Source organism: Peribacillus sp. FSL M8-0224 (assembly GCF_038003055.1).
Classification (GTDB): Bacteria; Bacillota; Bacilli; order Bacillales; family DSM-1321; genus Peribacillus; species Peribacillus frigoritolerans.
In genome coordinates this window covers 1,566,276-1,579,621 of the sequence record NZ_JBBOOJ010000001.1, presented here as the reverse complement: position 1 = coordinate 1,579,621, position 13,346 = coordinate 1,566,276, and the positions used below count along the sequence as shown (strand labels likewise).

At 36.3% G+C, this 13,346-nt stretch carries 12 protein-coding genes; 1 reads left to right on the top strand and 11 read right to left on the bottom strand.

What is annotated here, in order from left to right:
* Nucleotides 1-85: 85 nt before the first annotated feature.
* From MKX49_RS07700 to MKX49_RS07680, 5 genes are all read right to left on the bottom strand, one after another.
* A complete protein-coding gene (locus tag MKX49_RS07700) occupies nt 86-676 on the bottom strand; it encodes a hypothetical protein (RefSeq protein WP_340875911.1) in 591 nt (196 codons plus the stop codon).
* 313 nt (nt 677-989) lie between these two features.
* Nucleotides 990-1,499, bottom strand: a complete 510-nt coding sequence (locus MKX49_RS07695; protein WP_340875909.1) for a hypothetical protein — start codon at nt 1,497-1,499, stop codon at nt 990-992.
* 23 nt (nt 1,500-1,522) lie between these two features.
* Nucleotides 1,523-2,254, bottom strand: a complete 732-nt coding sequence (locus MKX49_RS07690) for a helix-turn-helix domain-containing protein (protein WP_340878495.1) — start codon at nt 2,252-2,254, stop codon at nt 1,523-1,525.
* 370 nt (nt 2,255-2,624) lie between these two features.
* Nucleotides 2,625-4,037, bottom strand: a complete 1,413-nt coding sequence (locus MKX49_RS07685) for a DHA2 family efflux MFS transporter permease subunit (RefSeq protein WP_340875908.1) — start codon at nt 4,035-4,037, stop codon at nt 2,625-2,627.
* A gap of 666 nt (nt 4,038-4,703) precedes the next feature.
* A complete protein-coding gene (locus tag MKX49_RS07680) occupies nt 4,704-5,468 on the bottom strand; it encodes a hypothetical protein (protein ID WP_072272786.1) in 765 nt (254 codons plus the stop codon).
* Between the two features lie 469 nt (nt 5,469-5,937).
* On the opposite strand from MKX49_RS07680, the gene MKX49_RS07675 reads away from it, so the two are divergent.
* Nucleotides 5,938-6,624 (top strand): ArsR/SmtB family transcription factor, encoded by a 687-nt coding sequence (locus MKX49_RS07675; RefSeq protein ID WP_340875905.1) that lies wholly within the window; start codon nt 5,938-5,940, stop codon nt 6,622-6,624.
* An 83-nt stretch (nt 6,625-6,707) separates the two neighbouring features.
* Here the strand turns inward: MKX49_RS07675 and MKX49_RS07670 are convergent, their stop codons facing one another.
* The 6 genes from MKX49_RS07670 to MKX49_RS07645 all read right to left on the bottom strand — a co-directional run bounded on the left by MKX49_RS07670 (nt 6,708) and on the right by MKX49_RS07645 (nt 13,339).
* Complete coding sequence (locus tag MKX49_RS07670; RefSeq protein ID WP_095679473.1) at nt 6,708-7,592, bottom strand: DMT family transporter; 885 nt, start codon at nt 7,590-7,592, stop codon at nt 6,708-6,710.
* Between the two features lie 192 nt (nt 7,593-7,784).
* Complete coding sequence (gene gloA2, locus MKX49_RS07665) at nt 7,785-8,171, bottom strand: SMU1112c/YaeR family gloxylase I-like metalloprotein (RefSeq protein WP_340875903.1); 387 nt, start codon at nt 8,169-8,171, stop codon at nt 7,785-7,787.
* 337 nt (nt 8,172-8,508) lie between these two features.
* Nucleotides 8,509-9,762 carry an MFS transporter gene (locus MKX49_RS07660; RefSeq protein ID WP_340875902.1) on the bottom strand — a complete coding sequence of 418 codons (1,254 nt, stop codon included), beginning with the start codon at nt 9,760-9,762 and terminating at the stop codon, nt 8,509-8,511.
* Between the two features lie 172 nt (nt 9,763-9,934).
* Nucleotides 9,935-11,596 (bottom strand): amidohydrolase, encoded by a 1,662-nt coding sequence (locus MKX49_RS07655; RefSeq protein WP_340875901.1) that lies wholly within the window; start codon nt 11,594-11,596, stop codon nt 9,935-9,937.
* Between the two features lie 555 nt (nt 11,597-12,151).
* Nucleotides 12,152-12,622, bottom strand: a complete 471-nt coding sequence (locus MKX49_RS07650; RefSeq protein ID WP_340875899.1) for a DMT family transporter — start codon at nt 12,620-12,622, stop codon at nt 12,152-12,154.
* An 18-nt stretch (nt 12,623-12,640) separates the two neighbouring features.
* Nucleotides 12,641-13,339 carry a Crp/Fnr family transcriptional regulator gene (locus MKX49_RS07645; protein WP_340875898.1) on the bottom strand — a complete coding sequence of 233 codons (699 nt, stop codon included), beginning with the start codon at nt 13,337-13,339 and terminating at the stop codon, nt 12,641-12,643.
* Between the last annotated feature and the right edge of the window lie 7 nt (nt 13,340-13,346).

Here is a 13,346-nt window from a genome sequence, read left to right as displayed (position 1 = left end):
ACTTAGATGGTATACTTTTATTTCTACACACATACAAAAGGAGAAGACTAGAAAATCTTCTTCTTTTTAATTTAGTATAAAGATTTTATATTTTAAATCTTTTTGTTTCTTTTTTCACTTTATTCCATTCAATTTTTATATGATTTGATAATGCTTCTTGTAAATGTTCTTCAATTAGATTTATTTTCCAAAAAATTAAATTTTCAATATTTTTAGATTTATACTGATTGTTTTTAATATTTATTATGAATATCTTATCAAGTTTTTCAGTACATTTAATCAAGTCTTTATTTTTTTTGAAATCTATGAAAATATTCAAAACTTTTTCCAAATCGTCTAACTGTTTAATTAATTTTTTCTCATATATATTTTCTTTATTTAACTGAAAACGTATTCTCCACTTTAAATATTCAAGTTTTTCTACATTTTCATTTATAGCCATATTTTCTTCTAATAAAAACTTCAACTTCTTTATTTCCGAAAAGTATTGAGCAGTATTCTCTTTTAGAACTGTTAAAGAATCTATTCTTTCTTTAGTTACAGAAATCAAAAATGCATTTTTCTCACTTATCCTAAAGGTATTAAGTAACGTTAAAAATGAGAATATTGCTGTAGATATGACTCCTAATGCTGTAAATCTATCTTTTGGTTCTAAAGATAAAAAAATATCTATCATGAATTTCATTTCTCCTATTCTAGATAATCTCTTAAAATTAGATCTATAAATGATGAATTGGTGAAGCAAGCATATTCATGTAAGTCATCATTTTTATCGATATCACCAAAGTCTGAAATAGACTTACACACAAAAAACTTTGGCGATGATAAGATACTATTTTTGCTTGCAAATTCCACACCATATGCTTCCTCCAAAAATGATTTAAATCATACATAATAGAATTATGAATGTTTTAATATAAAAACACGGTTATTTATTTAGATCCAATAATAATTTATTTATAATATTTTCTCCTAGGTGAAATACAATTTTACACTTCGTTTTGTACGCTTTCATGTTTTGTAAGAATTAAATTTTTCGAATCGTTTATTAAATTCTCCTCTGGATAGAAAGCAAAATCTGGATTGATACTCTCTCCCGAACTAATTTGATTATATAGGTTCAATTCTTTTTTAGATCTATTAAGACTACTATCTAAAAACATTAAGTTACCTATAGTTCCCATAGGTAAATTTAAATATTTATATATATATATATCCTTTATTTTATTTCTAGCAATTAAATGTTCAAAATCATAGTTTCTACCTATTTTTAATCCACTATTACTTTTATCTAAATTATAAAAGATTGTAATTAACATTTTAGAATTATCATAAAATTGAATACTTGGATTCGTAATTCTTTCTTGCCACCAGATTGCTATTGCGTCTTCTAAATCCTTTTTCGTTGGTTTATTTAAATAATTTCTAGTTTGATCTAAGTAATATTTATTTAACCTTGAATCCCCAGCATTCCTCCAATTTCCTAACGCTGAATCCAAAATATAATAGTATATTAAATTTTCTATAGTTTTTGAATATTATATATCTCCGCCGTTAGGGGTCTTTCCCCTGCCCGATACTCCCTTACCCCTTCATCAAATGGCAACCATTTCTGAATATTGGGTAAGTAAAAACCCCATTCATTGTCCTTGTTCCTTATAACACGTGCTTCAGGAACCTTGCCTGAATGAAATTTCTGAAATAAGACAATATCGTGACTAGGATAATAATACTCAAATCGTTTTGGGCGTTGGGATTCAGATGATTTCAGTAATCCGGCGGCTTCCTCATATGCTGTTTCTGATATAATCGTCCTCTCATCACCATAAGGGACAGCCTCAGCTTTTATTGAACCATCTTGTATATATTTATAAACACTTTGAACAGATAATCCCAATTTCTTTGCAACATAATTAGGACTCATACCTGTAGGGAAAGATTGCTTTTCATATACTAGTCGATCCACTTCCGCTTTTTCATAACGGGCCTCTTTATGTAATCGATGTGGGTCCAGAATTTTAATGATTTTCTTCTGCTTTCCATAATGGTAGACCGTTGCCTTGGATACTCCTAATAAATCAGCTACTTCTTTTTGTGTATACCATTCCACTTTATCCCCCTCCCATCCTTCTTGATTATCCGTTCCTGTTATTGGAACATCCCGTTGGTTCCCATTCGTCAATTCCTCATGATACAAGACTGCTTCCGCCTGGCCAAATTTCACACGATATTGGAGACGTGGGTGCTCGATCACTTCCAAAATCACGCCTTCTTTTTTTTCAAATTGTTTAAAGAATGGCGCGCTCTTAAATGATCCAGTTTCGAAAAGGGTTTAAAGATTGAAGAATATGAAAAAAGTCCAGATTAATAAAAGATACTTCCACACCTACATCTAATTCATGTATGTTTACTTCTTTTTATAAAGAAAGGAAAAGATAAAAGAGGGAGAACAAATAATCTGGATGACTTGTTCTCCCTCTTTTTTAGAATCCCTTAGGTATACACGACAAAGGAATGATAGGACATGTTAGGGAAAGCCACCAGGGGCGGCGTTGGAAAATGTTCATAACAAGTTAAAAAATGGAGTTCTAATTATTTAGTTTGAAAAACTCAAATTCAAATATTTAATTCTTCTCCCCGAACTCTTTTCCTGCTGATTTTTGATCCTTTATTTTAAAAGAAATGAGGAAGCTAATTAACGAAAGTGCAGCGATGACAATAAATGAGATTTGCGCGCCATACATATCAGGATGGACTATCTCGGGACGCTGCTGAGCATTTTCGGTAGCTGTTGTCATCACAGTAACAAGTATTGCTGTACCTACAGATGCGGCAATCATTTTCATCGTATTATCCATTGCTGCACCATGGGCAAGTAAACGTTTAGGCAGCTGGTTTAAGGCGGCCGTTGAAACAGGCATCATTACCATGGCTAATCCGAACATCCGAATACTGTACATTACCATAATAAATGTAAAACTTGTCGAAGGACCAACATCCATGAAAGTAAAGGAGGAAGCGGTTATGAGGAGTAATCCGCCAATAACCAGCCACCTGGCCCCAATCCGGTCAAAAATACGTCCAATGAACGGTGACATTATTCCGGTAATAAGTGCTCCAGGAAGTATGGCTAATCCAGCTTCAAACGCAGTAAATCCTCGCATGTTTTGCATAAATAGCGGGATGAGCGTTTCGGCACCTATCAGACCCATAAAGGTAATGGCTCCAATAATGATAGCAATCGGCAATAATGAATACGTGAACACACGGAACTCCAGCATTGGATGCTTCAATCGCAATTGCCTGTTGATGAACCAAACAAGTGAAATTGTCCCAATGCCTAGGGATATGATGGTACTCTCGTCTGTCCAGCCATAATTACCAGCAGCTGTAAATCCATACAATAATCCACCGAAACCTACGGAAGATAAAACAATCGAAAGCACATCCACTTTTGGCCGTGTAACTTCTGTTACATTTTTTAAAGCGAAGAACGCAACAATGATATCAATAATAGCAATTGGAAGAATGATAAAGAATAACACCCTCCATGAGTAGGTCTCCGTAACCCAGCCCGACAAAGCGGGACCAATAGCCGGCGCGAAGGAAATGACCAGACCGACCAGTCCCATGGCTGCACCCCGTTTATGAACAGGGAAAATCATTAGGAAGACTGTTTGCATTAACGGGAGCATGATTCCTGCTCCGCTCGACTGAATCATCCTTCCTAGCAGCAGCATTCCAAAATTAGGAGCTAGCCCAGCTACCAATGTACCAATAGCAAAAATCCCCATCGCGGAAAGGAAAAGCTGTCTGGTGGTAAAGCGCTCCAGTAAAAACGCGCTAACAGGGATCATGATCCCATTAACCAGCATAAAAACGGTTGTTAGCCACTGTGCACTATTTGCCGTAACATTCATCTCCTCCATCACAGGAGGAATAGCGGTAATCATTAATGTTTGATTCAAGATCGCAATAAATGTACCCGCAAGCAAAAGAGCAACAATTGTTGTCTGTTTACGATTTGTTGAACTCAATTATGGTCCCCCTTTACGATTTGGAAAAAAACATACTTTTGTAGATTACACGAATTCACATCAGATTTCCAGTAATTTGCTGTTAAAAATAAAAGCAATAAAGTCGGCATTAAATAATTACTTTCCCTACCAAAAATAGGGGATCCCCTTTGAAGAACAAGCTGCAATCGATGTTCGTATTGGACTATTTTAAAGGGTTGCTGTTGGGCCAGATACGTTAGCACTTTCAATAGTCACTCCATTTTAAGAGTTGATCAAATAGCGGAAGCAGACATCAAAACAATCTTCAAGTGATCGACCATTATTGCATAAAAAGCACTCTTAACTGGCTATAACAAATAATCACCATTGCAATTACGTTGCCGATATTTGCTTAGTATATTTCCGCGTTTTGATACCGTAGTCCATATGTTCTAAAAGCGAATGATACTTTTTTAATTTTGTTCATCAAAATGGCCATTATCTACAGTATGTTTTTCAGCCATATTTATAGTTATATAGAAGAAAGTCGTCATATTCAGAGTAGTTTTGCTGTATTTTGGATTCTATTGAATGACGCTCTATTAAAACCCAAGACCCATAAATGGTTTAAAAATTAAAGATATGAAAAGTAGTACAATTTTTAGATATTTCCACAGCTAATCCTGCAAATTAAAAGCACCCAATTTAATGGATGCTTAGATTTCCTTTCTTTCGTAATCTTATTTCAAATTTATCACTGAAAAACTCATTTGCATTAAAAATAGTACTAATGTCTGAAATATCACCTATGTTCACAATTAAGGCTTCATCAACTTCTTGATCTGTGAGAACTATGCGATATTCATATTGATTTTCAAAGTATCTATCTTTCCAAAAATAAATATCAGTCCCTTGATTTTTATAAGAGCTCATCCTTGCTGAGGAATTGATGTTATAATCATCATATTTTACCAAGCCCCCTCTGTAAGCATAGCCTTTTTCATTGAGTGTTCTAGTAATTCTGTCAATAAATTGCGATGGAGTAACAAAAATTAAGCTATCTCCGAACTCCCTGATCATTTTATCGATTTGTTCATTAGGTAAATCAAATTTGGTATAGTAATACTTTTCATCCTCGTTAACCACTTTTAACATATCGCCAATAATTGCAAACATACAATATAATGGTCTTTTTTCATTTATATTTTTTCTGAAATTCAATTTTTTAGTTCGCCCCGACATTATTAATTCATTGGTATCTTGAGTAAAGAAATTCATTGTTAATTCCGTAAAAACATGTGCTGCTTCAAATTTGTCTCCTACACCTTTTTCTCCTGAAGCACTTTCTATATCAATATACTTTTTGAAATTATTCATATATAAATCTCCAGACAAAAAACTTTCCACAAAAGGTGTGAACTTTATAAATCCAAAAACTTGACCTTTAAATCCAACGTCTGACATTTTCATACGCTTCATTCCCTCCTATTTAACTACTAAATTCACAAAAGGGACTATTCACCGGTATTTATTCCCAGACTATTATGAACGTTTACTATTAGTGAACATGTAAAAATGTATGCCTAGTTTACAAAGAATATACTTCAGTAAAAAACGCTTATCCAAAGGTATACAGTCTTCTTTTTAACCTCTCCTGATTTCATAATCTCTCCCCAAAAAAGCAACCAATTTATCACGTGCATTTTATCAAAAAAATCCTTGTAGAGACGACTCAAAATTAATGTTTAGAAATAAACGTAATAACGCTTTCCATTTTATTGTTGGTCCAATATTCTTTTTTTAAAGCAGGAATCGTGAATATACCGAATATCCTAGGGCAGCGGTACTGTATAATGGAAGTATAAGTTTACTTATTTTTAATGCTAATTAATTGGCGTTCAACTTATTTAATCCATCGGCAGAAAGGTTGGTAACTATTTTGAGTATAAATCCAAATATGGTGGAGATAGCCTCCCTCCTTGGGGAAACGTCACGTGCAACAATACTTGCAAGTCTGCTGGATGGGCGTTTTCATACGGCAGGTGAATTAGCATTGATGGCAGCAATAACACCTCAAACCGCCAGCTTTCACCTTTCTAAATTAGTGGAAGGTAACCTTGTTATAGTTGAAAAACACGGACGACATCGCTATTATCAGCTAGCAAATGGAGAAATTGCGCACATTTTGGAATCGTTTCTGGCCATTTCCCCACCTCCTGAAGTACGGTCGTTAAAACAATCAAGTCAAGTCAAAATGCTTCAGGAAGCCAGAACCTGCTATGATCATTTGGCAGGAAAACTAGGCGTCCAATTAACTGAATCGATGTTGAAAGCCGGATATTTGAAAAAAGAAGAGAGAGAGTTTACAGTTACACCCAAAGGAGATCATTTTTTTTCAGAATTCGGCATCGATTTGCTTGATTTAAGAAGAAAGCGCCGTTCATTTTCCCACTCATGTTTAGACTGGAGTGAACGTCACCATCATCTTGGCGGAGCTTTAGGGAATGGGATCCTTACACATTTTTTTGATTTAGGCTGGATAGTCCGTGTTCCATCTATTCGCGCAGTAAAAATCACACCTAAAGGGAAAGAAGGATTTAAAGAAGTTTTTTGTATAGAGGTATAATTTAATAATCCCTCATGATGAAAAAGAAAGGTTCTTTTTCATCATGAGGGACTTTGCTTTAGCGGCTTAAATCCATGCGATTACTATAAAGCTCTTTTAACTAATTTATTTTCCTTTTGGAAATTGCTATTTACAAGATAGATGCCAATGATGATAAACAGTCCGCCAATTAAGAGTGAAGTGTATATCTGTTCACCTAATAGTGCCCACCCTGATAATACACCGAAGAAAGGTGCCAAAAATAAAAAGGCACTTGTTTTTCCGGGATCACTCTTTTGTAAAAGGTAATACCAAACAGCAAATTGCACGATCGATGACATGATACTTAACCATAATAAAATGAACAACGAATTACCATTCAGTATGAAAAATGGTTTTTCAAGAATAAAGCTGCCAAGTAAAAGCAGTAAACCGCCAAAAAGCATCTGATAGGCAGATAATACCCATGTATCGGAAATCGCCCCCCATTTTTTCGCCAATAAAGTGGAAATCGCCCAGAAAACAGAAGAAAGAATGCCGAAAAGAATACCAACCTTAAATTCAAGTTGCGCTCCCATCGTTATAATTACTCCGACTAATCCTAATAAAACACCAATCCATTGATATAGTTTATAGCGTGTTTGTGAAAAGATCGTACCGAAAACAACAACAAGCAACGGGTTCGTGAATGTAAGAATGGAGGATTCACTTGCTGTAATCGTGCGTAAACTCAGGAAAATGCACCCCATTACTCCGGCTGTTTGAAAAGTGCCGATAATGAGCATTTTTATCCAATCCCCTTTAGAGTTTGGGTGCGGTCTTTTTAAAAAGATTACGATTATCGCCATTATGAGTCCGGCAAGTGTGAAGCGTAATGCTGCTAATAATAATGGGGATGAATAAGGTAGACCAATTTTAACTACTGCAAAAGAAGAACCCATCAAAAATGTCGTTAAAAGTATCAACACTGTAAATTTGTAAACATTCATTTTTTTATCTCCTGACATATTTAAATGACCAATCTACAGATAGTATAGCCGGTGATTATTTCAGCTCTCATCGAAATATGGAATACAAGTGGATCAAACTTAATGGTATCGACATATTATAGGGAATCTTCATAGTTAAATTGATATAAGTAACCTCTTTAAATCATCGTATTCAATAGAGGTAACCTCATCCTATTTTTCATATATTTCAAGAGGCAAATCATCCGGATCACTAAAAAAAGTGAACCTTTTTCCTGTTAACTCATCAACACGGATAGGTTCAACTGGAATGTTTTCGTTTTCTAAATCTTCAATCGCTTGATTAATATCCTCCACTTCAAAAGCAAGATGTCTAAGCCCTCTAGCTTCAGGATAACTAGGACGATGGGGACTATCAGGAAATGAGAATAATTCCAGCTGATATTCCCCTCCGACGATAAGATCCAATTTATACGATTTCCTTTCTGACCGATATGTTTCCTTCTCAATATCACACCCTAAAATATTTACATAGAAGTTCTTTGACTTTTCATAATCAGAACAAATTATTGCTACATGATGTATTTTTTTAACCTTCATTTGTGTCCTCCCTAAGAACATTGATTATTTTTATAAACTAATTTTACCAAAGTTATACATTAATAAACACTTAGATTTCAGTGCTTCCTTCGGACTCCACTGCACGATACTGGTACATCCATTTTCCTTTCATCGGATATAGGTCTAAACACTACTCCAAATAGATTAATTGCAGCACATTAGAAAAATTGTATTTTAAACATGAAAAATACCCAGGCCATACTGTTTGAATAATATTTATGATAATATCGTATAAAAAAATAAAAAGCCCTGTTAACTGAAATTCAGTAACATCAGGCTTGTCAAGATAGTAGCTGAAGACTTTTATTATATCAATCTATTTTACAGCAGGAATTGTTTGTGGATTTTCTGATATGAAATTTTCCCTACCCGATTTCAAGGTCATAAAAGCGATAAAACAAACGACCCCGAATGAAACCAATAACCAAACAGCCCCATTAAATGATCCATCGAAAGCGTCTATGACAAAACCGATCGTTAAAGGAGCGATGAAGCCAGCCACTTGCATCCCTAAATTGACCACTCCCACTGCAGATCCTCCGATTGCTTCCGGTAAATACTTTAGCGGCAGACTAAAAATGATAGTGGATAAGGCTGCGGAAAATATAGGTATAATGGATTGATAGATGATAACTCCCGTTACCGTTTCTGCATGAAACATGAGATACACGAATAACGCTAGTCCTAATCCACTAAAGCCCCCTATCCATTTTTCCCGACCAACTTTCACTTTATCCAGTACATAACCGGCGATAATATAGAAAGCCACAGAAGCTATTGCAGGGATCATCTGTAAAAGACCCATGGAAATTAAATTCAGGCCACGTTCCTGCACCAAGTAAGTCGGCATCCATGACATCACTCCCCAGCTGATGAAACCATATGCAAACGAGGCAACCATCAAACTAAGGACCAAGGGGGTTTTAAACAGCTTAATAAAAGAACCTTTGACAGGAACTTCCGTTAAGGAATCTACTTCTCGCGGGCCCTGACTCCCTACTCTTGGTTTTAATAAGAACAAATATAGCAACCCAATCGTAAACCCAAAAATCCCAATAATGCCAAACATCATCCTCCATCCGATACTAACAAGCAGAGTGGCTGCGAGAATGGGTGAAATGACACCTGCAAAAGTGAGTGCGGAAAGAAACAAAGACATTGCCCGGGATCGCTTTTCTTCCGCAATGGACACTGCTATCATTTTGGCCCCAGCAGGAAAGAAACTTCCTTCCCCCAATCCGAACATAAAACGAATGACCAACAACGATACAAAAGACCATGCCAATCCTGTCAGACTGGTAAAAATGGTAAAACTAAAGACAGAGACAATAAGCACGATTCTAGCGCCGAAACGATCGGCCATCCAACCGCCGGGAATCTGCATAATTGCATATCCTAAAAAGAAGATGCTTAATATCAGACCTGTGGAGGATGCGCTTAATTGGAGGTCATCGGATATATGGACAATCCCATAATTAATGACGAAGCGATCCAGTGCCGAGAACAAATTACCTGCAAAAAGTAATAACAAAATCATTTTTGGATTTTGACCGAATGCTAATTTGTTCACTAGCATAGCCCCCTAGTTTAGCTTTAATTTTCATCACAATTTTTTAAACTCTAAGGAAACAGGATCATGGAGTCTCTAATGTCGAGGATGCGGGTTCAATGATAATCGGTGCTTTATGTCAAACATATAGGATTTTCTTTTATAATTAAACGCAGTAATTTCCGGTAGGAAATTAAGTAGTCTTTACCTTTTCTTGTCCATATACTGGGTTTCCATCTATGAAGGTGGCCAGAATTGCTATGTCCCTAATTTCTTCTGGATGAACAGCTGTAGGGTCAGTCTCGAGAATGGTAAAGTCTGCTTGTTTTCCAATTTCTATGCTTCCTGATCGTGACTCATCAAAATTTAGTTTTGCGCCAAAAATAGTCATCGACTTTAAAGCTGTTTCTACATCAATGCGCTGTTCTGGGCCTAAAACATGACCTTCTCTCGTTATTCTATTAACTGCAGCCCATACTGAAAATAGGGGTGAGATTGGGGTAATTGGACAATCGGAATGCAGGGTGAACAATAAATTGTGTGCAACAGCTTCAGCTAACGGACTTATACGCCTTCCACGCTCCGGACCCAGGAAAATTTGTTTATGCCTGTCCCCCCAATAATATACATGATTGATGAAGAAGGATCCGGCTACATCATGTTCCCTCATCTTCATGATGTCCTCGGTGGTTGCGGTTTGGACATGTTCGATTCTATGACGATGCCCTGTACGAGGGCTATTGGATAAAGCATATTCATATGCCGCTAATATCGAACCGATCGCACGATCCCCGTTTCCATGCGTTGTGATCCTAAACCCTCGTCTGTGCAGGTCTAAGACTTCTTCATTAAATGCTTCCTGATGATGAATGAGATCTCCATATACATCTTTATTTTGATAATATGGAAGACGTAAAGCTCCTGTTAAACCTTGTATGGAGCCGTCCTGAAACATTTTTGCGCTATCTAATTTAACCCGTCCCCCAGACCTTTCCCTGAGTTCCAGGTCCAGTTGAGCTGGAGAATAACCCCCGAATGGCTGTCCTTCACGAAGCTGCTGATGCATGATCATCAGTCTCGTTCGCATCGGATTAATTTTTTGTTCAGCCGCTTTAAGATGAACCTCTAAATCTTCCAAATTATTAAATCCAACTGCAGCATCTGTATTCGTGGTAATTCCTTGAGCTACATAATCTTTTGAAGCCTTTCCTAACATGTCAACCTGTTGCCCTATTGTCATTTGTGGTATGTGATTATTTATTGGTGCCATTGCCGCTGGTTCATATATTACTCCATTCAGTCTTCCGTTCTCATCCCGACCATAATGTCCGCCTTGGGGATCAGAAACTTCATCAGTTAAACCTGCTAATTGCAAAGCAAGCGAATTTACTGCGGATAAGTGCCCTGAAGTGTGTGTGATGACTACAGGGTTATTTGGCGAAACCTTATCTAAATCACTCCGTGTAACATGGCGCTTTTCATATAAAAGCGTATCATCATAGCCATATCCCCTTACCCATTCGCCATCGGGAATTTCTTTTGCTTTTGCACCTATTAACTCTAAAATATCTTTTATGGATTGATTGGGCGGTGTACCGCAGTTCACCTGTCCCATCGTTAATCCATACATTAAAATATGGTTATGAGTATCGATAAAGCCTGGAATTAGGGTGGCTCCCTTTAAATCTACAACATCAGTACTTGCTGTAATCTCCACTGCACTTTTAGGCGGCTCACACTCATCCCAAATCCCGACGATTTTTCCATCTGCTACAGCAATTGACCTAGCCCGACGATTCCTGTTATCTAGAGTCAGCACATTTGCATTTTTAAATAAAAGATCGATTTTCATCATAAAATAAAGTCCCTCCCTTTTTTTGGGTTTTAAATCCACTTCATTTCGTCATAGTACTAACTTGGCAAACTGACAGATAGAAATACTGAAAAGATAGGGCAAATACTCACAAATCAATCCGGTGTAGAATGACACATCCTTTCTTTAATGAAACAATAGATTTACCCCATTTTACTAGTGGTGTTAACATCACGTCGTCCGAACCAGTATAAAAGGCATAGTTACATTAAAACATTTAAATTTATAATTTTCAATATTTTCTAAAAATAACAATAAATATAGGGTGCTTTATTCGGCTATAAATGTTATTTAATCTAAAAAAAACTGGAATCGAGCAGTTTATGTTTCGCTTATTTTGATAGGACTTCATTATGATTAGAAATAATGTAAATTTGTATTGTCCCATATATTCAGCAAATAAAATAGGCAGCACAATTACCACCTTTATCCCAATACGACATTCCCCCTCTTTTCACATTGATATATATGTCCCTAAAAAGAGAGGATTTTTGAATGTACTATAACTATATGTGCCATATTACTTTGATTCTGAGATTATTTGAAAAAGGAACTCTCTTTCAATTGTTGGACAATGTTCTTTTTCATCTTAAACATGATGATTCCAGATATCATGATTATGATCCCGATCAATTTATTTATGGTAAATGGTGCTTTTTCAAATCCGAACCACCCAAAGGTGTCAATCAGAACTGCCATGGTTAGTTGTGCGACAAGGACGATTGATATGGCATAGGCTGGTCCTAGAAGGCGGATAGCCTGCATGATGCAATAGACGAGCAGGACTCCCAAGACACCACTTAATAGATACAGCTTATTTATATGCCCAATCGCTAACAGGTTCTTATCATCCATCATAATGAAGATCGATAGTGATGAAATAAAACCAAGCCCGAGAACAATTGTTGTGGTCGCCCAAGCTCCCACTTTCTCACTAACTCTTGTGTTAAGGACCGTTTGCATACTGATGAAGACACCAGCCACCACGGCAAACAGAATTCCTTGCATAATTTACAGCCTCCTGACTCATTCATAAATATTTCCCTCTGCCCTTTCCCGAAGCCGAGCTAAATCTTTAATATTAATAACTCCTTTTTTTCTTTGAATGATACCTTCTTCACAGAATTTATGAATGACTCGATTTAAATGCCGATAACTTGTTCCTATGAGATCAGCTATTTCCGTCAGATTCAATTTGTCCATTTCTTTGTGAAACATAGAGCTGCTTCCTTCTGATGAAAGAGACAACAGGTAGCTTGCAAGACGTACCTCGACGGGATAGAGCCTGTTCAAACTTGCGGCATGGGATTCTGTGAAAAATTTTTGTGTAACAATCTCCAATAAAAAATGCAGAAACTCGAATCGGTTCGTTTCCATCGTTCGTAAGTCATTGAAATGAATACCGATAACAATTCCTTCACTGACTGCCTCAACTGTATTGAGTGCTTGCATCCCTTTTATATACTCCACATCTCCAATAAGGGCCAATGGCGTTTTAAACCGAACAATTAACGATTTTCCTTCAGGTGAAGTTGTAAAAATCTTTAACTTTCCCTTTACTAGAAAATACATATATTGAATACCCTCACCCTTTGAACATAAAATGTCTCCATTATGGAATTGGTAGAGAGAGATTTTCTCCTTCAGTTCCTTGGAAAATATCATATTCAGCTCAAACTTTTCGAGATATTCATCGAGACCTGATCTATCTTTTAATTTTTTCAATGTCCTA